Raw genomic sequence first — 23228 nt, forward strand, 5'->3', positions numbered from 1 at the left:
TTAATTGCCAATGCCAAATTGTAGTGCTATCTCGGAAAATATTCCAGTGTTAAAACCAAATGCGTGGCGTTCTATTTTTAACGCATGTACAATTCCATTTTTAGGATTGATATCTGACGAAGAAACCAGGGCATTTATCCAATACTTTTTTGGATTTGTCCAATCGGGGATGTAAGAGATCATGAGTTGGCGATAGCCTGCGTACTTGATCACGATGTTATCATTTTTGGCGTCGTTATATACTACACCAATGTTGTACGGCACATTACTGTAAGCTAAATAGCCTTGTCCAGCATAGGTATCCAAAGCCAAGGTATCTACCTGTTTGTAATCTTTCAGGCGGTTTGTTCCTTTAAAAATGTACGATGAAAGTAGTATTTTCCAAGCCTGGGGCTTAATATCTTCCAATTTACTTACCGTATCTCTACCTATGGAAAGCAAACGCTGGTTAAGCTCCCTGATAGATACCTGTATAGTAGGATCTGGAGGTGCAAAAAAGGTAATCTCTTCATTATTGAAGGTATTCTCCATACCTGCCAGCTTTATAATTTTAGCCAGCGTATCAAAATGCAAAGGCTTAGATTCCAAGTATTGCAATATTGTTCCATCGAAAGTGGCTTTAGCCAAACCCGTGTCTTTATAATAATCTTTTTTACAAGAAGTGATGGTGATTATTGCCATCATTAGCAATAACAAACCGGCACCTAGTTTTCCAGTAAAACTCATATTTATAGTTGTTTTCATTTGTTTATTGCCAATAGTTATTTAATGTCATGTACGGATTGTTAGTGAGGGCAGCCCGATCTATAGGCCAGGTCCAAGCACCAGCAATAAATGCCGAATAAGTAAGTGGATTGTAGCAGTAATCAGGATTTAAGATTTTTTTGGTTCGCACCAAATCATAGAAGTAGTGCCCCTCGCCCATTAGCTCTTTGCATCTTTCCCAAAAAATAGCATCCTTAAGTTTTCCTTCACCTGGATCTGCTGGGTAAAGATCTGCTCCTGCCCTGGTTCTAATTTTATTCAATAGCTCTGCGGCTTTGGTATCATCGGTTCCCAACTCGGCCAATGCTTCGGCCTGTAGCAAATAAGTATCTGCCAATCTAAAAACAATAGGATTATCGTCGCTACTTTGCGTTGTTGCGCTTTTGTTAAACATTTTATAAAATACCGCTGTACCATCGGTTTTATACATATTGGCGTCAAACCATACCTGCTTTCTTTTGTCGGTAAGTGTTTCTGGATAAATTTTGCTCATATAAGCGGGATAAAAAGTGAGCTCGGTGTAATTTCTGTCGCTAATAGCGGGTGCAAAAATTTGATTAACTAGTCCTACACTGAATTTGAACCTATTTCTGGCAGTACTTTCCCCATAGTTATCACTCAACTGTATTTCGTAAAGCCCCTCTTGCGAACGTCCAAACATAATTTGATAGGTTTGTTCGATTGGCAATAGGCGATAAGCCCGTTCTTTTACTACCCCTAATTCATGAATTTCATCACCAAATGCTACGGTTTCTTCGTAATACTTTTTTGCATTTCCTGCGTCAAAACCTGCATTCCACATGTTCATGTGCATCATTAAAGCCAAAGCGCCTCCACGCATAGCTCTCACTCCTCTATTGGCCGGATCAGTGTAAGTCCATGGCAAGTTGTCTTTTACCTTTTTTAGCTCTGTTACACAATCGTTAAATATGTTGACCATATTTGTTCTGGGCATGGCATCTTGCTGGTAAGCTTCTTTGTAATAAGGAACATCACCATACAGCCTTACCAAGAAATAATAGGCCATTGAACGCATAAATACAGCCTCAGCTTTGTATTGATTTCTTTTGGCATCGGTAATTTCACTTTTAGGAATTAAATCAATTTCCTTATACATGATATTACAAGACTGAATTACCCTAAAAAATGGTGTCCAATTAGGGATTAAATCATACCTAGCGTTGTTTTGAAACCATTCTAAAAGTAGCTGTGCATTGGGCAAATTAAGGATCCTTGGCGGCCCATCGGCTCTAGCTGCAATGGCCAGTCGGAGATTATTTTTAGCCATATAATCAAAATCGTGACGATATGGGTTTGCACCAGAATAGCCCCTAATTGGAGCGCAACGCTCATCACCAACGGCAAACAATACGCTCGACATGGTGGCATTTCTAAATAAACGATGAATATCGGTAGCAAAACTTTCGGCATCTTTTTCACTTGTCCAAAAGTTATTTCCCGAAAGCTTATTTAACGGTTCTACATTAAGGAATTTCTTGCAACCGCTATTGGGTATACCTAGCGCTAGAGCAAAAATTAATATGATATAGCTAATTTTTTTCATAACGATAATTTTAAAACTGAACGTTTAAGCCTAAACTGTAACTACGTCTTGAGGGATATCCAGCAGACATATCTCTACCTAAATCACTTACATTTTCCGGATCTGGACCAGAGTAACTTGTAAATGTGTATACATTGTTAGCCGTGACATACATCCGCATAGAGCTTACCCCTATTTTTTTCAATGCATTTCTATTGAAAGTGTAAGAGAAAGTAATGGTATTGATTTTTAAATAGGAGCCGTCCTCTTGAAATAAGGTTTGGTTGTAACGGAAAGGTAAAAACTGTGTCCCTGCATTTGAAGTAGGGCTGTAATTACCAAATCTTAAATAATCATAAGGGTTTGGATAAGTAGCGTTATCGCCAGCGCTTCTCCAGTAGTTAAATTGCTCAATGGGAACTAAATTTGTTGCGGTTAAAGGATTGGCAAAATTTTGGAACATACTGGATAAGGCGTTATTTAAAATATCTCTCTTGTAGGTGTAAGACATGTTCACGTTAAGGGAGAATTCTTTGTACCTTATGAAAGAGGTGATACCACCTGTAATTTGAGGAAACGAGTTACCAGCAGGTACCAAATCTCTTTGATCTAAAATATAATCCCCATTGATATCAGCATAGTAAGGGTCGCCACCTTGGAAATAAACAGGTGTTGTAGTACCATTAAAAGTTTTATAACGCATACCCGTAGCTGGATCAACCGCTACAGCATCGGTAGTGGAGTAAACGCCTTTTGTATTGTAAAGGATATTGGTCAAACTATTCCTTCCCAATCTGTAAAGGATGGCCTGCCCTGTTGCTCCGCCTTCTATTAATTGTTGTCTAGCTCCATCGGGCAATGAGGTAAGTACATCTTTGTTGATGGCTCCATTGAAAGATAAGGTCCACTCTACTTTACTCGTTTTAGATAGAGGTCTAACCGTTGCCGAAAGTTCATAACCATAGTTAACTAAACTTACTTCGTTAGTTTTGATATTAGCAAAACCGGTCATGTTGGGTAATGCTTTTGACCTTAACTGGTTATCAACCATTTTATAATAAGTGTCAAATGATAATGATAACCTGCCATTTAAGACACCTATATCAAAACCTGCATTGTATTGTGTAGTGGTAGTAGGTACCAAACTGATATTTGGAAGCGTACCAAAATCAACACCTACCGCTTGATTTCCGTTGTAGAAACCTGTATAATCGTAAGTACCAAAGGCATCGAAAACAGAACCCGTAGGCACAATATTTTTACCCCAGCTAGCACGTAACGATCCGTAATCTAACCACTTGGATAGCGTTAAGAAATTTTCTTTATTAAAGTTCCAACGTAATCCTACTGATGGGTTTTTTGACCATGGTGCGTTTGGACCACTGGTAGATAAACCATCTAACCTGTAAGAAAGCTCTACCACATATTTTTTATCAAAATCGTAAGCCACTTGAGAAGCAAATGCTACTGATCTTAAATCAAAATAATTGTCTAGAATACCGCTTTTAGATGTCGCTCCCGTACTTCCCACTGGACCTTGATATTGATCATTTGTGGTTTGCTCATTATTGATGGCATGTGCTTGGAAATTTCTGATGTACATTTCGTTGAAAACGAAGGCATTAATGCTATGCTTTTTGATGGTTTTACTAAAGTTTAGCATGTTTCTGTTGTACAGCGTGCTACGCTTATCATTATATGAATACACTTTGGCTACGTTGTTTCCTAAAATGGCTGGGGTGAACGTTTCTACTGTACCTGTATTATAATCGTAACTAAATGTACTTGTGGCAGTAAGCGACTTAATGAACTCATATTTACCTTCTACTACCGCTTTCAAATTGCCCGTTTTGTTATCATTTTCGGTAATTAAGGCTCCTAAGGCTGCATTTCCATTAAATAAGCTTGGGCCAGGCAATAAAGAAGAGGCGGAGGCTGCTGAAGCGATTCCAGTTTGCAAGACGCCATTTCCGCTACCATTTTGTCTGTTACCTAGGTTGGTAGAAATATTGGCATTGAAGGAAATTTTAGCATTAGGTCTGTACCTGGTATTCATATTTAGCGAATACCTTTTGAAACCTGTATTTTTTATAATTCCATTTTCATCGTAATAACCCATGTTAACTTTATAGTTAAAGTTATCATCACCACCCGAAGCAGAAATATTATGGGTTTGGTTAAAGGTTGTTCTGTAAAATAGGTCTTGCCAATTAGTGGAGTTATTGTAAAAGGCGTTTAAACTATCCGCCAAAAACGGAGCATTGTCTATCGTTTGACGAGCCGAATAGATGTCTTTACCAAAGGTGTTGATTTGCCATATACGCAAAGTTCTTTCTCCATTTCCACCTAATACTTCCTTTAAATTTGGAGGTGTATTGATAAAAACGTTAGAGGTGTATTGAATAATAGGTGTTTTAGATTTGCCTCGCTTAGTGGTGATGAGAATAACCCCGTATGCTCCCTGAGAGCCGTACAACGACGTGGCCTGTGCATCTCTTAATACCGTAATTTCTTCTACATCCTCGGCTGGAATTAAGGAAAGTGGACTGATGCCCGGACCTCCACCTGAAAAACCATACTCATAATCGGTATTGGCGTCAATAGGGACACCATCTATTACGAATAATGGTGAGGTTGGTGTTAAAAAGGCATTGTTACCAGATCCTTGCACATCGATACTACTTAATCCACGCACAAAAATGGAACCTCTCGCTCCAGGGCTACCTGTATTATTCTGGATGTTTAAACCTGCCACCTTTCCTTGCAAAAGTGAAATTAAGTTTGCTTCTGGTACATCTTGAATGTCTTTACCGCTAATGGTCACTGCAGCACCAGTAGTTACTTCCTTAGTTTTTGGCGTATAACCAATTACCTGAACCTGTTTTAAACTGGTAGCATTGTCTTCTACTAATTGTACCTTTAAATCTGTTTTCCCTTTTACCTTAATGGATTGTGTTTTAAAACCCATATACCTGAAAACAAGTTCAGCATCTTCGGGTACAGTTACACTAAACTTTCCATCTGAATCGGTATACCCTGCTGATTTTTGGGTACCGCTAATCATGATGACCAGTGAAGGTATCCCTAAACCGTTAGCACGCTCTACCACAACACCTTTTATGGTTATGTTTTTTGGGGTTTGAGCATGAGCATTGATAGCCGTTAACACAGCTAACATTAACATTAAAACGAAATGAACACACTTTTGCTTCATTATAGATCTGTTTGTGAAAGGTATCTTATCCAATTTTATTCTACTTGTATGTCCCATTAGTCGTCTGTGAATTTTGGATTGTCTGTCTTAAACCAAATGATGATATCCCAACTTCCTTTTTGAAAGATTGTAAAATCAAAGCCTAATCTTGCTACCTGCCTTACCCCACCGAAACCCATTCTATCATAAAGGAAATTTACGCTAGCTCGGCGACCATCTGCTGTGGTATAAGGTGTAGGAATGAATACGCAAGGGATAGGATATGCTACGTCATAAGTCACCTCGGTAGTGGTCATCTTCATGTTAAACCCATGTATCAATTTTGCCCAGTTAGTTAGTTTAAATTTTGCAGGATCTATGGGATTAGATAAGGTATCCAAGAATTTAAAGCTCAATGAGTTTCCATCTCCCTTTCGGTGAAACGAAATATTCACATCTCCAAAATTGAGGAAGCTAGAACTGGCCTCTCCCACGATATTATCAATCCGTGTAGGGAATATATTTCCGCCAGTAGATGTACCTGTAAGTGGGTTAATGTTGTTTGGCTCGTATGCTCGTTCCTTATACGGTTGTAGCTTTAGGCCATTGTAGTATTTACGACCACCAGAGTTGCTTACCTCAACGTCGAAAACGTAACCAGAGTCTGGAAATGATTTTACAATGTTTGAAGTGGCTTCCGACCACATGATCAACTCTCCAGAATGTTGCCTAATCTCGAAGAAAGGATGTTCTTCAACTACTCTTTTTGCTTCAATTTCCGCCAATGTTTTCTCGCTGCCGTCGTAAGCTTTTTTCCATACACTTATGGGAAATGACTTTAGTAATTCAGGAGCAGATATGCCGTCGCTATTTCTTATGCCAACAATCTTAAATGTTAAGGGTAAAGATGAGCCTTGTGAATTGAAATTATTGCTCATCACGGTGGTTCTGCCTAAAACAGGTTGATAAATGGTTTGGGTAAAGCCCGCATCTGCATTAAATGCATCTTTATCTGTAGGTAAGAGCTTTTTACAAGCACCAAATAGCAAAGTGGCGAGTATGAGTATCAATAATGCGTTTGTTTTATTTTTTAGCATCGCTGTATTTTTATGTTCTTGCTTCAAATCCTATCTATTCATTCGATTTACAAATTCGCCAAAACCAAACTCGTGCGAAGCTGCAATGATGTGTACAATAGCGTTTTTACTATGGATATTTACGGCTTGGGTAGTGGTACTAATCCAATCTTTTGTGTATTGTGAATTTTTCACATCACTATAAATGATACTTTTAGGCCCACCATTTACCAGTCCACTTGCATTCGAACTTTTATCCACTGCATTCATTTCATAATCTAATCGGGCCGTTCTAAGAAATGCGCCATCGGCAAACTTTAAACTATCTGTAGTTAATTTGCCTTTGACCACGTAACGGTCCATTAAAATTTCTAGGTGGCTTACATCAATCGTTGCAATGCCTAAAGGCGATTTGTTTTGTGCTGCCCTCACTTTGTTAAGTCCAATAAAGGCAACTTCAAAGCTTCTATTGGTAAGTGCAAAAACGGTCAGATTTTGCTCCTGTGTCATCCAATCTTTAAATCCAGGCACTCTATCTATCGCTTTGGTAAGCGAATCAAATTGCTTTTGACCTTTGAGATAGGCATAAACATCGCCGTCGTAAACGTTTACTTCATTTACAAAATCATATCTGCCCTTATCTTTCTTGCAGGCCGTAAATGCTAAGCACAACATCAAAAAGCCTAGTAAAATTTTACCCGTGTTTTTCTTGTTAAAATTCATTGCTTGTTTACCTCCAATATTCGTTTTGCACCAATAATGAGTTGTTTCTTAATACCTCTTCACTAATTGGCCAATAAATGCCTCCGCGATCCAATAATTGATTGAATGCAGCATCTTTTCTTTTTATTCTGTTAAGCCTAACCAAATCGAACCATCTCCAACCTTCGCCCATTAATTCTCTTCTTCTTTCTAAAAAAATGGCATCAATTACACCATCAGCAGCTCCGTTATAACCGCCTAATCCGCGTAGAAATCTTACTCTATCTAGCTCGTCTATGGCAGAGGAGGTATTCCCTAAAACCGCTTGGGCCTCGGCATACAATAAGGTGAGTTCTTCAATTCGGGTAAATACCATTGCTGAAGTGTACAAGGCCAATGAACCATCTGTTTGTGGTGCATTCCTGATACATTTCACCTTACTAAAGACTGTATTTGAACTTCCGTAACCCGTAAAATAATCTGTCACTGGCTTGCCGTCTACAGGGTTAATTCTAAATCTGCCATCAGTAGCTTCATTAAAAATTTGCGTAATGGTTTCATCGGGAACATAAATATGAGGTCTAGCTCTAGTAATTAAAGGCGCTGCCAGGGTAAGATCTTCAATGTGCCCAACCTGCGAAAACTCCTTTGTATCCCACCTAAAAGGAAAAGCAATTAAGTGTGATGGTTTATTGTTATAAAAGAAGCCACTTGATAGTGTTAAATTGGCTGTTGTGGTAAAAGAAGCACCCGTTTTTTCGTAATTTCTGATGGCTATTTCTGCGTAAGTAGAGGCTTCTAAATATCTTTGGTCCCAAGCGGCAATGTGGGCCAAAATTGCGTAGGCTGATGTTCTGGTTAGCAATACACCATTCCAATAACCCACATCGGCGGCTACTGTTCCATCAGTGTATTTTCCGTAATAAGCGCCAGGCAAATCTTCATCCGTTTGAAATCCATATTTATAAGGCAAATCAGTAGCGGCAAGAATCAATTCGCTTTCTGCGTATCTTAATACGATTGACTGTTTAGTTCTCTCTTTCTTCTCAAAATAAGCGTCATGTGAGGAAGTAATCAATGGTACATCACCCCAAATTCTACACATTAGAAAATAGGTAAAAGCTCTTAGGGCACGCATTTGAGCTACGTCTGTTTTATAATTTTTTTCGGTGTATTGCCTGTCTTTTTTTAACACCTCTCCTGCCCTTTCAATAAATAAACTAGTGCTGTTAATCACAGCATAAAACCTTCGCCAGTTGCTTAAAGACTGTAAAGTTGGATAAGGAGCGTTCAATTTATTATCAATAACGGCTTTAAGGTCTAACCTGGTAGTTGCTACGAAATCACCCTGCCTAAGTTCACCATACAACCAATGGGCGTTGTTATCTGCTAATGCAGCCCTTAGTAGTCCGTAAGCTCCTAAAAGTGCGCCCCTGGTATCTGAAATCGTTTCCCAGTTGTTATTTTCGTTTACTAAGTGTGTGGAATTAATTTCTAATTTCTTGTTGCAAGAAACCAAAACCAACACCGTCATCAAAAATCCAATGGCTTGGAACTTCAACGTATTAAATCTGATTTGATGTAGTTGCTTTGATAACATTTCGTTCTTATAAATCTAGTTTTATACCTAAAGAATATGTTTTTGGAATAGACATGCCGTATCCAGTGTCTACACCTGTGTAATTCACCAATTCAGGGTCTCCACCAGTGTAAGGCGTAATGGTAAATACATTTAATGCCGTAGCATACAGGTAAAGTCTTCTAAAATTATTCTTCTGTTTCTTGAAAAATCCTGCTCTGGTAATATCGTAGCCTAACGAGATGCTTCTTAACTTTAGGTAGGCACCGTTTTCGATAAAAATATCCTGATCGGTACGATAGGCTTGTACCGCACTCCAAGGATTGTAAACTGGATAATTAGCCATATCCAATCCCTTTTGCCAAAAGGTGATTTCGTTAATGGAATTGATATCATTGTTACCAGCTCTAGCTGCAAAATCAAGTCTGTTTGCTGCTGCTTGGTTTAAGATATTGCGTTTGCCTACAAAGGCAAAGTTTACATCTAAGGTAAAACCTTTATAAGTGAGGTCTGTACCTACATTTCCTGTGATACGAGGAATAAAATTGCCTAGTTCTACTTTGTCATTTTCATTGATGATGTAATCACCATTTAAATCTTTCCATTTCGGATCTCCTGCAAGTAGTGGTAAGCCTTTGTAGTTTAAGATTTGATAGTTAGTTGGATTTACCGGAACATCTATATCTCTTTGATAAACGCCCGCACTTTGCAGCACCCAAAACCTATCGATAGGTTTGCCGACCACTAGTTTCTGATTACCTACCGTAATTTCATTAAGCCCACCTGGAAGCGCATTTAGCTTGTTGGTGTTGTAAGCAACATTGAAATTTAAATTCCAAGTAATACCCCCATTTTTTGGTGCTAAAATAGCTGCTTGCAATGCTAACTCTACTCCTCTGTTATTGACATCCATACCGGGTTGTGAGGTATTAGCATAACCGTACTCGGCATTAGTTGGCACGTCCATTAACATGCGCTTATTGTTTTTAGAGTACAGGTCTATTTTAGCTTGTAACCTATCCTTTAGCATGCCAACTTCTAAGCCAATGCTAGTTTCCTGCACATAGGCCCAAGGGATATCATACCCGACCCACCCTAAAGAGTAGGGTCTGGTAATGGTTCCAAAACCGTTATAAGAACTCATACTGGGATTTGCAGACCAACCAATATCAGAAGTATATTGAGGTCCAGCAGCATATCTGTCAGAAGTATATAAAGTGCCCAACCTGCCCCAACTCGCATTAACTTTTAATCGTGAAACTGGCAGGTTATATTTAGCTATAATTCTTTCAAGGTTCCATTGTGCGCTTATAATTGGCGAGAAAAACCAACGATTTGTAGGTTGCATGTTAGATGCACCATCTGTACGTAATACCGCATTTAGGAAAAACTCTTTGTGATAACTGTATTCTACTTTACCGTACAAAGAGCTAAGGTTAATTTTTTGCTTATCTGTAAATCTGTTTACAATAAGGAATAACGATTTTAGATAATCGGCACTTTCTGAATTTCCAACAACCGAGTTGATACGTACATAGTCGCTGGGACCTTTGTAACCTTGTCCGTAATTGTATTTACTGATATCATTGGTAAAGGTGTGTCCTACCAAAAAATTAAAGTCGTTCCTACGATCAAGTGTATAGCTATAACTTAAAACATTGTCAATATTTAACCTTTGGTTATAACCAAAATAATTAGAAACGTAGTTATTGCCATCCAACAATTGGGAGTTATAAAAAACATCCCTCATATTTTCATTATAGTCAAATGATATTCTCGACAGCAAATCAAACTTCTTGACTTTTGCATTTAACGAGAATGAGCCTTGTATAACATTGTTCGAATTATTGTCAAATGATCTATTCTCGTACTGGTCAAGCAAATTGCTATACACCGTTTTATTTGGTGCAATTGGACTGCTTAAGTCTGGTACATATTGCATTTCGGCAAAGCGATCTCTCAAATTTCTGTTGCGGTCTCTGGTTAATTTGGTGGCATTTACCATACTAGATACCGTTAGCCATTTTAGGGGCAACATGTTGATAAAGAAAGAAGCCACATACTTATCGAGCTTTGTATCATCGGCATTACCAGCACTTGAACTGTTTGCTCCGTAAAATCTGAAGTTTGATCTGCTAGTTCCACCGGTAATACTTCCGTTAATCGTATAAATTGGAGCTCTTTTATAGTAAAGATCAGTCCAATTAGAAGCGCCATAATAGTTTTCATTGCTTACATCGCTCAAAAAACCAGGCACATTAGAGCTTTCTTGCGCTGTAGCAAATTTATCGTAGAAGATTTTCCTGAAATTACTCTCGTCCACACCATTGGTTGTAGTTACCATATCCTTATCTACAAAACCGTAGGCGCTGTTAAAAGAAATTTCACGTTTACCTTCGTGGGCATTTTTAGTGGTAATTAAAATGGCGCCATTAGCAGCACGCGGACCATAAATTGCTGCTGCATCAAGGCCTTTTACCACGTGTATTGATGCCACATTATCTAAATCGATTGTTGAAAGCAGATTGGTTGCCGATCCTAGCGGGCTAAAATCATACTTTTGTATCTTACCCGAAAAGGTATTATCCTGCATGAGCGGGATACCATTAATAAAAATTGCAGGTTGCGCTAACGTGACATCGCTTTTAGTAAAAAATGGACGACTTATCCCTCTAATGAGCATCCCTTGTTCCGAAGTTCCAGGCTCTCCATTAGGTTCCTGCACAAATACGCCACTCACTGATGCTTTTAATGCTTGCTGTAAGGAATTGAAAGGATATAGCGCAGCCTTCTTTACGTTAATAGAATCGACGATTTTTTTAGAAACGTAATTTCTAAGTACCACTGAGTCTATTACCTTAGTATTTTCATTAGGCTTATCCTTTTTAGATTTTGCTGAATCTACTTCTTGATAAGGGGCAGCGATTGTTATATTTTTTAAACTAACGCTAGCTGTTACAGCTTCTGACAAGCAGGCATTAATAAAAAGTAAAAAAGTAAAACACGCAAAATAGTTTTTCATTTTTCTAATTGTTGATTTAATCAATTCGAATGTTGGAGCCTTACAGCACTAAATTGACATTATGCTCAGAGGAACTCTAACTCTAGTATTGAGAAGAAATATTTATTTAGCTTATCTTCTTCGTTTTTGAAAGATCGCGTCGGAGCATTTTCTCCTCAGCAAGGGGATTTGTTTGTTTGGTTTCATGATTAGTTTTGGTTGGTTTCGTTAATCCAAATATGTCCATTAACCATTTTAAAAAAGATGAAAATCCAAAACAATTAGGTAGATTATTCTGCATAAAACCCTCAAAACACAACTAAAAGCTGTTTTTCAAAAAACTAACAACATTTACTCGACAAAAAAGCTCGATAAAAAATTCGGAATATTCTGGCAGATAAAATGAATTTCAATTTGAACAAAGAAGAAACCTTCAGATTGAAAAATTAAATGCTTTTTTTAATAGAAAGAGCGACATCAAAAGCTACTACATTTAACAAACGGGCCGAAAGAAGTCAATCATACTAGAGTTTTGGTTTTATATTGATTATCATTTAACGACCTGATACCATTTGTTTAGTTATAAGTAGAGAAATAGGAAGATGTATGCCCTCCGTAATATTAAATTACCATATAGGAGAACATCTAAGCGATAGTCATTCGTTGTCCAACTACCCCATAAAGGAATACATTACTTGCCGATGTGTTGTACCAGCACTGGATCGACTAATGTATTAAAGAAATATTGTTCGGTACTATTGTTATTTTGAATAAGATGCAATAATGCATCTATGGCTTTTTGTCCTTGTTCTGAAGGGAAATGTTCTACAGATGCCAAAGGTGGAAATTCAATATACTTTGAAATGGGCGAATTAGCGAAACTAGCAAACTCTATTTCTTCATTAACCCTGATTCCAAGTTTTAGTGCATGCCCAATTGCAAAGGATGCCACATCATCACTAAAGGCAATAATTGCTGTGGGTTTAAGTCTACGTTTGAGCAAAGTTTCCAACGTCATGACCACCCCTTCTTTCGTCAGATCACAATTCATCACCAAGAAAGGATCAAATTCTAGGGAATTTTTTTTCAATCCCTTTAGATAGCCTTCTTTTCTTTGCTTACTTTCCCATAGTTTACGGGGGCCATTGATAAAGGCAATATGCTTATGCCCTCTTTTTACAAGGAAATCAACCGTTTCCATGCTACCTTTTTTGATATTGCAGGTTACATAATGAATATTTTCTATGGGCGGTATCCGATCAAAATATACGACTGGTATTATGGACTTCTTCAGCTGCTCAAAATGATCAAAATCCATCGTATTTTTAGCTACAGAAACCAACAAGCCATCCACACCAGATGACTTCATCTGCTCCACCATCTGTTTTTCACGTTTCTGGTCATCGTGAGACTGGGCGACGGTGATGACATAATTGTTCTTGTACGCGATGTCTTCAATAGCACTAATTGCGGCAGAAAAAAAACTCTCCGACAGCTCGGGCAGGATGACGCCGATATTAAATGTTCTTCCCTGCTTGAAAAAGATTGCTTTCTGATTGGGCAGATACCCCATTTCATCGGCAGTTTCCATCACCAACTGCTGTGTAGCCAAACTAATGCCTGGATGTTTATGTAGCGCCCTAGAAATAGTGGAAAAAGACAAATTCAATCTCTTTCCAATCTCCTTGATGGTCACATTCTTTTTCATGCCGAGTAAATATATTTTAGTTGACAGCTTTCGATTTGTGCTGTGAGCATTCAGAATTTAGAAGCTCTCAATCACCATCTAAGCGTAGGCAACATTAGTAATCAACATGATAGTCTTTTGGAAAACTCTTGGCAGACCATGCCTTTTTTGCTGTCCATTCGGCAAAAGGCGCTGACCAAAATGGATCTGTAGCAGGTAAACCCAAAGGTAAAAAAGACAAAGTGGCCATATAAAGACTCCCTGTTGAGGTATAATAATCTGCGATCTCTGGTTGATGACCACAAAAACCAAGTTGTAGCCATCCTTTATCGTCAAAGGTTCCCTTCACATCATACATATTCTTTTTTACTAATGTTAAGGCGCATCTCACTTGTGCTGGATTGATACCTTTAGGTAGCTTATTCATCAACGCCACCTGACTTAACACCTGAAACGCACTGGTTCTGTAAGTAATAGACCTACCAATAGGAGGAAATGTACCCTCTGGAGAAATCATTCTTTCCTGCCCTACCGCATAACGTTGCATACGTTTTAAAGCTAATTCATATTTAGCTGGCTCTATCATTTGATGTTTTACTAGCACTGCCAAAGTATCTACCATCATAGGATGGATCACAAAAGAATTATAATAGTCGAACGCTAAATTTGGTCCATCACCATACCAACCGTCACCTTTATACCACTCATTAAGTTTAACAATGCCTTCATTCAATCTTTCTTTATCAATATCCTCACCTACTGTCAACAAAAAGGCTTCAGTTATTGAGCCGAATAACAGCCAATTGCTTTTGAAAGGCTTTCTGTTTCTAAGAGATTTAAAAGAGGCAATGATGGACTGCTTAGTTTCTACTTTTAATGGTTCCCATAATGCTTTAGGCGCTCTCAAAAAAGCATGCGCTAAATAGGCCGCATCTACGATAGGTTGAGCATCCCTATTAAAAGTGAGTTGATCGGGGCTACCATTTGCGAAACAGTTGTCCAAACCTTTCACCGCCTCTACCCTCATTTTTTTTCTAAGCTTTCCTTCGTCAGTATCGTCATCAGGCAAGGCTAACCAAGGAGCTATGCCTGCATAAGTACGACCAACAGCCTCTAAATAAGACACTTTTGGTGACCTCGAATCAAATGTTGGCGAAGTAACCAGAGGCATATTTTTAACCAATGTACCTGCTGCCAAATTAGACACCACGGGGTTGGCTATTTTATAAAGTAACTGATACCAATAAGTCCTATCATTGATTGGTTTTATTGCTTTCTTGTTTTTTTTCTCTTCAGCTAAAACTGTTTCAGGCTTAATTATTCCAGTTAAACCTGCAATGGACATTGCTGTTAAAAAATTTCGTCTCTTCATGATTTTACTTTTATAGATACCAGTTTTTATAACGCATCAAAGCTTCAAGATAATAATAATCGGCATAAGTCAACGGCACGTCAATCTCTGATTTTAAGGGTAGCGCTCCTGTGCTATGCTTTAATAAAAATCCACCATTGGAACCCTCTTCTGCGGTATATTCTTTAGAAGATAGCGATACTAGCATTTCTCTTGCTTGGTCTGTATAATATTTTTTGTCTTTAGAAGAACTATATTGTCCCAGTTCCAATAATGCCGACGCAATAATGGCTGCAGCCGATGCATCTCTATAAGTATTTGGAATATCTTTGGCATTAAAATCCCAATACGGAATTTTATCTTTTGGCAAAGTGGGGCTATTTAAGATATAACTAGCTATGTTTTGGGCAAAACCAAGGTATTTCTTATCTTTTGTAAAACGGTACATCATGGTATAGCCATATAAAGCCCAGCCTTGTCCCCTGCTCCATGCGGAGTCATCGCTGGCTCCTTGAGCAGTTCCTTTTCTCACTACCTCGCCATTAGTCATATCATAATCTACCACATGGTACGAACTAAAATCAGGCCTAAAATGGTTAGCTAATGTCGCATCAGCATGATTTAAGGCAACCTCTTTATATTTTTGATCTCCACCATTTTGGGCAACCCATAATAAAAGCTCCAGATTCATCAAATTGTCAATAATTACCGGTCCTTTCCATTTCTTACTTGAGTTCCACGATTGGATCACCTTTGCATCTGGTCTATAGCGGGTAGTTAATGATGCCGCCGCAGTATCTATTGTTGTTTTGTATTCTGGTTTTTTATTGAGACGATAGGCGTTCCCGAAACTACAATACATCATAAAGCCTAAATCATGGTTTCCCGTATAATGTTTTTCTTTTGCAAGCGAAGCTAATCTCAGCTCTGCTTCCTTTAGAGTTGTTTCATCTTTAGTGTATTCGTATATGTAAAGTAATGAACCAGGATAAAACCCACTGCACCACCACTTGGTGTCACTAGTTTCGAACTTGTTGCTTTTGGCATAAAAAGTTTTTGGCATACGTCCAATTGGTGTATTACTAGCCAATATGCGATATTGTTTCTCCGCTAATTTATACTGCCTATCAATTAACTGTCGCATATCTTCTTTTGAACTTTGCGCTGTTACATCGCTAATGCAAAAAAATAACAATAGGCAACAGATTATTTTTTTAATTGAGTTGGGAGCTAAAAAGAAATATTCACTATTCATATTATAAATCATTTGTGTCTTAAAGGGAGTAACGGGGTTTTATTTTATGCAATTAGTCTTTAAAAGCGTGTAACTTTTGGCACTTAACATTAAGTCTTGGCTTTTCAAATCAAAGTTGATAAATCACTATTTTAAAAAAGGCTAAAATCCTAAACAAAAGGGTAGAAAAACCCAAAAATCATACGTAATTGGCCTATTTTAAATCCCACTCATTACAATTCCTAGTTATTATTATTTATTTTTACTTGAACCGAACAACCTTCACTTTCTAATTTTTATGAGATTTAAAACTTTTGTTGGAATATTCTTTCTTTTATTCTTTTCAAGCAGTTTTTTCTACGCTAAGGCGCAGCGTGATTTACACTTTTTCAGCCGAACGGTAGAAGATGGTTTATCTCAAAACTCGGTAATGGCAATTGCCCAAGATAGCACAGGATTGATATGGCTAGGCACTAGGCAAGGTATTAATAGATACGATGGATATCACTTTAAAAATTATAGCAAAAGTAACACTGAAGGAAGACGTAATGAGCAAGAAGAAATTACTTCATTAATTACGGATTATACGGGCACATTGTGGGCAGGCACTACTACTGGATTACAAAAATATAACCTTAAAAAAGATAAATTCGAAAACGTAGCACAGCTAAATGAACCGATAGAACTACTATATCAGGATGATGAAAAAAACTTATGGGTAGGTACACATAGCGGATTAAAATTATTAACCAATAGCAATCGGCATACTTTCAGCACCTTTCTTTTTAGTAAAAAGGCTGACGATCCTGTGAACAACATTTATGCCTTATGCAAAGATAAAAACGGTCATATTTGGATTGGTACTGCCGATGGGCTTATACAAGCAACCTATCAAAAAGGAGTTTTCAACTTTAAAAGAATCAACTTTCTCAAGCAAGCAACAAATGGCTACATCACCGCTGTAGCAAAAGATAAAGACCAAAACACTTGGTTAGGGACCGCCAACGGCCTTTACGTATTGAATAACAATGGACAGCTTTTTAAAACTTTTTTTCATACGGAGGGCAATAAAAATTCGCTTGTGCATAATGATATTCGGGAAATTATGCCCGATGAAGACGGTACGATGTGGATTGGCACACAAAATGGTCTAAGTATTTTTAATCCTCGCACTGGTTTATTTACCAATTATCAGCACAATCCAGAAACAACAGGCAGCATTAGCCATAACTCTATTCACCACCTCTTTAAAGATCGAAATAAAAATATCTGGATTGGCACTTATTTCGGCGGCGTAAACGTAATTTATCCTGTATCAACAAAATTTAAGGTTTACCGTAATGGAAAATCGTCAAGCAGCATTAGTGGAAATGTAGTGAGTGCCATAGCTGAAGGAAGACAAAGCCAATTGTGGGTTGGAACTGAAGGTGCTGGGATCAATCTCTTCAATAAAACGTCTAATTCCTTTAGCAGTTATAAACACGATCCAGGCAACCCCAGTAGCATCAGTTCAAACCTCGTAAAAATCCTTGTGAGGGACAAGTATCACGACAGTAACATTGCCATAGGCACGCATCGAGGGATCATCAATATACTGAACACATCAACTGGAAAATTTCAGAGAATTGAAAATGTAAAAGATACCAAAGGCACAATCGGTTCGGCAGAAATTATTGCTTTGGCGTATGATAGTAATGGTATCCTGTGGATTGGTTCTTTAAATGGAATAACTACTTTACAAAGCAAAAATGGACTTTATCCAAATATAACGACCAGAAGCCCGTTAAATAATGTCCTTAAAAATAAAGGGATACTTAACCTTTTTGCAGACTCTAAAAACAACTTATGGATAGGAACTTCTACTGGACTTTATCGATATCAATTAAGCAATAAGAAACTAAGTAGCTTTAACGAAGCAAATCATCCAGATAGTCTCCAATCAGATTATATTAATTGTGTAGCAGAAGCCGCAAATGGAGATATACTTATTGGCACCAATTCGGGCGGACTTAGCATTTACAACATCAAACTCAACTCATTCAAGACCTATTCTGAAGCCAATGGCTTAATTAACGACAATGTATTAGGCGTAGTGGAAGACAACAGTGGCAATTTATGGATCAGTACCACTAATGGGCTATCAGAATTCAATCCGAAGACCAAACGATTTAGAAGCTACACCAAAAGTGATGGTTTAGCAGGTAACGAATTTAACAACCGTTCCTATTTTAAAGACAGTCAGGGTGAAATTTTCTTTGGAGGCATTAACGGACTCACCTCTTTTTATCCCGCAGAAATACAATCGAATAATTATGTGTCGCCATTAGTCCTTACCAGTTTAAGACTTTTTAATAAGCCCGTAAGTGTTGATGATGAGAATGGCATTTTAAAAAATAATTTAAACCTTGCCGAAAAACTAGATTTTAATTACGACCAAAATAATTTTACCCTAGAATTTTCATTGTTGAACTATGTTAAATCTGACAAAAACAAGTATGCCTACAAATTAGAGGGATATGATAAGGACTGGAAATATGATTCGACACCCATTGCATCTTACACCAATCTTCCACCTGGCAATTATCGTTTTGTAGTAAAAGGAATAAATAATGATGGCATTCCGGGCAGCGCTGTACGTACTTTAAAGATTCATATTAATCCTGCACCATGGTTATCTTGGTGGGCATACTTATGCTACGTCATCATATTGTTTAGCATTTTGTTTTTAACGCTAAGATATTTCTTTATTCGAGCACTTCTAAAAAGAACGGAAAACGTTCAACAAATGAAGCTCAAATTTTTCACACATGTATCCCACGAAATCAGAACTCCCTTAACGCTCATTTTAGGTCCATTAGAATCTCTTTTGAAAAATACGACTGACCAACCAGAAATTCACAAGCAAATTATACCTATTAAAAACAATGCAGATAGGTTGCTTAAATTGGTTACCGAGTTGATGGATTTTAGAAAAATGGAAACGGGAAATCTAAAACTCCATCTCGCACAATATGATATCATACAATTTGTACAACAGATGTTCGAAGTCTTTAAAGACTTAGCCTTAAGTAAAAATATCAGTTACCATATTGAAGTGCCAACAAGCCCTATAAGAATATGGATGGACAGCGTGCAGATGGAAAAAGTTTTTTTCAACTTGCTATCTAATGCGTTTAAGTTTACGAATAACAATGGCACCATCAGCCTCGTTGTAACAGAGACGGATCAAAAGGTTATCATACAAATTAGAGACAATGGCATAGGAATACCAGAAAGTAGCAAGAATAAACTTTTCAGTGACTTTTTTCAAATAGATAATCCTGGATCTGACCACATTGGGTCGGGCATTGGTTTGGCGTTGACTAAAAGTATCATAGTAGCACATGGTGGAGAAATTTCTATTGAAAGCGTACAGCAAACGCCAGAACAAGCAGGAGATACCAAGTTTACGGTAACGTTAAAAAAAGGTCAGTTGGCGATTAATGAAGACTATGAGGGGACCAACACCGCCACAACTAATCGCATTTATAAAGTTGATGCTCAATACGACACCCAACCGCTAACAAATGAAACGCCTATCTCTTTTAGTGAAACCGTGTTGATTGTAGAGGACAATCCCGAGATTAGGCAGATGCTGTACCATTTATTACACTCCCATTATAACGTTATTGAAGCCGAGAATGGACAAAAAGGATGGGAAACGGCAACGGAACTTTTACCAGACCTGGTCATTTGTGATGTGATGATGCCGATCATGAATGGATTGAAATTATGCAGCGATTTAAAAACAGACGACAGAACATCTCATATTCCAATTATCTTGCTCACCGCAATGGACTCGCACTTACAACAAGTGGATGGGCTGGAAACTGGAGCAGACATTTATATCACCAAGCCATTTAGTACCGAACTACTTTTGCTTAACGTAAGGAATCTTTTACAGGCCCGAAAGGTAATGCGGAAAAAATTTACTGAAGAGGTTAACCTTAAGCCACAAGACATTACCATCAACAAAACCGATCATGATTTTATGCTAAAGGTTATTCAATTTATTGATGATAAAATGGCTGACCAGCATTTTGTTGTACAGGATCTCGCCAATGAAGTAGGAATGAGCCAGCCAGTGCTTTACAAAAAAATAAGGGCCATCACAGATCTTTCCGTAAATGATTTCATTAAGTCGATACGACTAAAAAAAGCTGCCTCACTATTGGCAACCAATCAGTATAATATCTCTGAGGTTTCGTATTTAGTAGGCTTTAACGATGCTAAATATTTCAGTAGGGAGTTCAAAAAACAATTTGGTCATACGCCAAAATCCTATTTAAAAACCATTAATCAAAATCCAGAATAGAAGTATAGAATTCCTATCAACCTTAACAATAATGCAAAATAACATACGCCGTTCCTTCTTTATTTTATTGCTTCTTTCTCTAGCATTTTTGACCAAAGCTCAAAAAATTATACCCATTATCCCCAAACCCCACACTTATCAAAAACAATCGGGCAGTTTTAAGTTGTCTAAAACGACATCTGTAATTAATACTCCAGCAAGTGCAAAAGTTGCCTGGTATTTCAAAAGCGAGGTATTGCGGCATACAGGTATATCTCTAGCTACTACTACCCAGCATACCTCAACCATCACTTTCAGTATTTTACCTGAAAAGAAAATGACCAATAATACCTATAAACTTGTGATGCTTGACAATAAAATCAACATAGAAGCTGCAAGCGATGAAGGGCTTTTTATGGGCGCAGTGTCTCTATTGCAACTCATCAGACAAACTCCAATAGTTGCTAAGCATATTGACCTACCCAACTGGAATATTGCCGATAAACCACAATTTGAATGGAGGGGATTCATGCTCGATGAATCAAGACACTTCTTTGGGGTAGAAAAAGTAAAACAATTACTCGATTGGATGGCCTTCTATAAATTAAATCGGTTCCATTGGCATTTAACTGATGAACCTGGTTGGCGTATAGAGATCAAAAAATATCCACTTTTAACGCTTATAGGCGGCATAGGTAATTTCGTAGAAGAAAATGCACCGACAAAGTATTATACACAGGAACAAATCAAAGAAATTGTTGCCTATGCGGCTGAACGTTTTATCACTATAATCCCCGAAATTGATATGCCAGGGCATGCTACGGCTGCCAACAGAGCTTATCCGCAACATTCTGGTGGAGGTTCTGAAAAACATCCCGAATTTACCTTTCATCCAGGAAAGGAAAGTACTTATCAATATCTAAGCAATATACTGAGAGAGGTAAATACTTTATTCCCTTCTGGATTGATACATATTGGCGGAGATGAAGTAAGCTTTGGCAATCAAAATTGGAACAGTTTTCCAGAGGTTAAACAGTTAATGCAAAAAGAAAAACTAAATGACCTTAAGGATGTAGAACGTTATTTTATCAAAAGGATGTCCGACACCCTTACAAGCATTAACAGTAAGACCTTGGCATGGGATGAAGTTGTAGATTTTAAATTACGAAAAGACAGTACGATCATCTTTTGGTGGCGCCATGATCAACCTCAACAACTAAATCAAGCAATAAGTAATGGACATCAAGTTGTTGTATGCCCACGTCTCCCTTTCTATTACGATTTTGTACAAGACAGCACCCATAACTATGGCAGGAAATGGGAAGGGAAATTTAACACACTAAAATCCATATATAACTACAGCCTTCCAGCAATAAGCAGCCATAATAGCCATCAAATCTTAGGTGTACAAGCCAACCTTTGGACCGAGACTGTAGAAAATACAAATAGGCTAGACTATCTGGTTTTCCCCAGAATGACTGCTTTGGCAGAAGTAGCATGGAACAGCCCATCAAACCGAACAGATTTTGATGGCTTTATGCAGCGTTTAAAATATCAGCTACCATTATATGATGAAGCTGGATTGTATTACTACAACCCTTTCAAACCGTACAACAACCCTGAACCGGTAAAAATTAAGAAAAGGAAATTAAGATTCAATACAGAAAATTAGGAAACTAGTCAAAGCGAATTCAACAAATGCTGAAACAATTTATTTGCTTATTAAAGCAAAGTATAGTTTATAAAAAATTAACAATAGATACTTTATCCAATGATTAAAATGAAGAAAATTAGCATTGCTTTAGTCGCATTGTCTATGAGTTTAACAGTATATGCCCAAACTGTCACTGTCGACAATTATTACAATAAGGAAAACAGAAAATTGAAAGATGGCCGGACTGAAGACTTCCACTATTTATGGACCGATAAAACAACGTCGGGTTTTTCCATCCTGGGTGAAACATTTTTAAAAAATGGAGCGAAAGCTTTAACGACGTTGACACAAGCGCCAACTATGCAGAATTTAAAAAAAACGGATATATACATTATTGTAGATCCTGATCATTTAGGCGATAGTCCAACTCCTAACTATATGGATGAAAAAAGTGTTCAAACAATTGCCAATTGGGTAAAGGAGGGCGGTGTGTTGTTATTAATGGGCAATGACGAAGCAAATGCCGATTTGAAGCATTTCAATATCCTTGCGGCGAAGTTTGGTTTTACTTTTAATAGCGATATCATTTTAGCCGTAAAGGACGATGAGCATTTTGATTACGGAGGACTTTCTACTTTAGGCAGTAGCTTGTTTAAAACGTCTAAGCATATATTTATCAAAAATGCGGCTTCTATCGCTATTCAACATACGGCAACTCCTATATTGAAAACAAAAGACGGCAAAAATGCCATAGTTAGTGCTAAATATGGGAAAGGAATAGTATTAGCAGTGGGTGATCCTTGGCTTTATAATGAATATACCAATGGAAGATTACCAGCCAGGTTTGAGAATGATAAAGCTGCCGATGATTTAACCCAATGGCTCCTAGAAAAGACTAAAAAAGTTCAATAAGATAACTTAGCAGAGACTTACAGCGTTTTAAAAATCTTCGTAAGCCTGCTAAAATGTTTATCCCTGCATTAATTAGGAAGTCACAAACAGATAGGTAGAAGGCAAAAAAAACGGGGTAAATGAAACTGAATTTCAATTACCCCGTATGTGGTGCCTGCTGGGATCGAACCAGCGACACAAGGATTTTCAGTCCTTTGC

13 protein-coding genes are annotated in these 23228 nt (G+C 37.8%); 3 read left to right on the forward strand and 10 right to left on the reverse strand.

What is annotated here, in order from left to right:
• From DUT70_RS18350 to DUT70_RS18395, 10 genes are all read right to left on the reverse strand, one after another.
• Entirely contained in the window at positions 1–744 is a 744-nt protein-coding gene (locus tag DUT70_RS18350) for a fasciclin domain-containing protein (protein ID WP_113648817.1), read from the reverse strand.
• Between the two features lie 4 nt (positions 745–748).
• On the reverse strand, positions 749–2329 hold the full coding sequence (locus DUT70_RS18355) for a RagB/SusD family nutrient uptake outer membrane protein (RefSeq protein WP_113648818.1): 1581 nt from the start codon (positions 2327–2329) through the stop codon (positions 749–751).
• 10 nt (positions 2330–2339) lie between these two features.
• Complete coding sequence (locus DUT70_RS18360) at positions 2340–5522, reverse strand: SusC/RagA family TonB-linked outer membrane protein (RefSeq protein ID WP_240432187.1); 3183 nt, start codon at positions 5520–5522, stop codon at positions 2340–2342.
• 56 nt (positions 5523–5578) lie between these two features.
• The gene (locus DUT70_RS18365) at positions 5579–6598 is read right to left on the reverse strand and encodes a DUF5007 domain-containing protein (protein WP_113648847.1); all 1020 of its coding nucleotides are present in this window, start codon (positions 6596–6598) and stop codon (positions 5579–5581) included.
• 30 nt (positions 6599–6628) lie between these two features.
• Entirely contained in the window at positions 6629–7300 is a 672-nt protein-coding gene (locus DUT70_RS18370) for a fasciclin domain-containing protein (protein ID WP_113648820.1), read from the reverse strand.
• A 7-nt stretch (positions 7301–7307) separates the two neighbouring features.
• Positions 7308–8879, reverse strand: a complete 1572-nt coding sequence (locus tag DUT70_RS18375; RefSeq protein ID WP_113648821.1) for a RagB/SusD family nutrient uptake outer membrane protein — start codon at positions 8877–8879, stop codon at positions 7308–7310.
• Between the two features lie 7 nt (positions 8880–8886).
• Complete coding sequence (locus DUT70_RS18380; protein ID WP_113648822.1) at positions 8887–11880, reverse strand: SusC/RagA family TonB-linked outer membrane protein; 2994 nt, start codon at positions 11878–11880, stop codon at positions 8887–8889.
• A 670-nt stretch (positions 11881–12550) separates the two neighbouring features.
• On the reverse strand, positions 12551–13567 hold the full coding sequence (locus DUT70_RS18385) for a LacI family DNA-binding transcriptional regulator (RefSeq protein ID WP_113648823.1): 1017 nt from the start codon (positions 13565–13567) through the stop codon (positions 12551–12553).
• A gap of 94 nt (positions 13568–13661) precedes the next feature.
• On the reverse strand, positions 13662–14918 hold the full coding sequence (locus DUT70_RS18390) for a DUF2264 domain-containing protein (RefSeq protein WP_113648824.1): 1257 nt from the start codon (positions 14916–14918) through the stop codon (positions 13662–13664).
• 10 nt (positions 14919–14928) lie between these two features.
• Positions 14929–16041, reverse strand: a complete 1113-nt coding sequence (locus DUT70_RS18395; protein WP_240432190.1) for a glycoside hydrolase family 88 protein — start codon at positions 16039–16041, stop codon at positions 14929–14931.
• Between the two features lie 388 nt (positions 16042–16429).
• Between DUT70_RS18395 and DUT70_RS18400 the strand changes: the two genes are divergently transcribed.
• The 3 genes from DUT70_RS18400 to DUT70_RS18410 all read left to right on the forward strand — a co-directional run bounded on the left by DUT70_RS18400 (position 16430) and on the right by DUT70_RS18410 (position 23030).
• Entirely contained in the window at positions 16430–20485 is a 4056-nt protein-coding gene (locus DUT70_RS18400) for a hybrid sensor histidine kinase/response regulator transcription factor (RefSeq protein WP_113648826.1), read from the forward strand.
• Positions 20486–20516: 31 nt separating this feature from the next.
• Positions 20517–22136 (forward strand): beta-N-acetylhexosaminidase, encoded by a 1620-nt coding sequence (locus DUT70_RS18405; RefSeq protein WP_113648827.1) that lies wholly within the window; start codon positions 20517–20519, stop codon positions 22134–22136.
• Positions 22137–22244: 108 nt separating this feature from the next.
• Entirely contained in the window at positions 22245–23030 is a 786-nt protein-coding gene (locus tag DUT70_RS18410) for a hypothetical protein (RefSeq protein ID WP_128353395.1), read from the forward strand.
• Positions 23031–23228 lie beyond the last annotated feature (198 nt).

Source organism: Pedobacter chitinilyticus, assembly GCF_003313385.1.
Classification (GTDB): Bacteria; Bacteroidota; Bacteroidia; order Sphingobacteriales; family Sphingobacteriaceae; genus Pedobacter; species Pedobacter chitinilyticus.

What these genes read in the sequence shown, in the direction of transcription:
- DUT70_RS18350 (WP_113648817.1), bottom strand. Translation starts at nt 744, where the DNA reads ATGAAAACAACTATAAATATGAGTTTTACTGGAAAACTAGGTGCCGGT.
- DUT70_RS18355 (WP_113648818.1), bottom strand. Translation starts at nt 2,329, where the DNA reads ATGAAAAAAATTAGCTATATCATATTAATTTTTGCTCTAGCGCTAGGT.
- DUT70_RS18360 (WP_240432187.1), bottom strand. Translation starts at nt 5,522, where the DNA reads ATGAAGCAAAAGTGTGTTCATTTCGTTTTAATGTTAATGTTAGCTGTG.
- DUT70_RS18365 (WP_113648847.1), bottom strand. Translation starts at nt 6,598, where the DNA reads ATGCTAAAAAATAAAACAAACGCATTATTGATACTCATACTCGCCACT.
- DUT70_RS18370 (WP_113648820.1), bottom strand. Translation starts at nt 7,300, where the DNA reads ATGAATTTTAACAAGAAAAACACGGGTAAAATTTTACTAGGCTTTTTG.
- DUT70_RS18375 (WP_113648821.1), bottom strand. Translation starts at nt 8,879, where the DNA reads ATGTTATCAAAGCAACTACATCAAATCAGATTTAATACGTTGAAGTTC.
- DUT70_RS18380 (WP_113648822.1), bottom strand. Translation starts at nt 11,880, where the DNA reads ATGAAAAACTATTTTGCGTGTTTTACTTTTTTACTTTTTATTAATGCC.
- DUT70_RS18385 (WP_113648823.1), bottom strand. Translation starts at nt 13,567, where the DNA reads ATGAAAAAGAATGTGACCATCAAGGAGATTGGAAAGAGATTGAATTTG.
- DUT70_RS18390 (WP_113648824.1), bottom strand. Translation starts at nt 14,918, where the DNA reads ATGAAGAGACGAAATTTTTTAACAGCAATGTCCATTGCAGGTTTAACT.
- DUT70_RS18395 (WP_240432190.1), bottom strand. Translation starts at nt 16,041, where the DNA reads ATGCGACAGTTAATTGATAGGCAGTATAAATTAGCGGAGAAACAATAT.
- DUT70_RS18400 (WP_113648826.1), top strand. Translation starts at nt 16,430, where the DNA reads ATGAGATTTAAAACTTTTGTTGGAATATTCTTTCTTTTATTCTTTTCA.
- DUT70_RS18405 (WP_113648827.1), top strand. Translation starts at nt 20,517, where the DNA reads ATGCAAAATAACATACGCCGTTCCTTCTTTATTTTATTGCTTCTTTCT.
- DUT70_RS18410 (WP_128353395.1), top strand. Translation starts at nt 22,245, where the DNA reads ATGAAGAAAATTAGCATTGCTTTAGTCGCATTGTCTATGAGTTTAACA.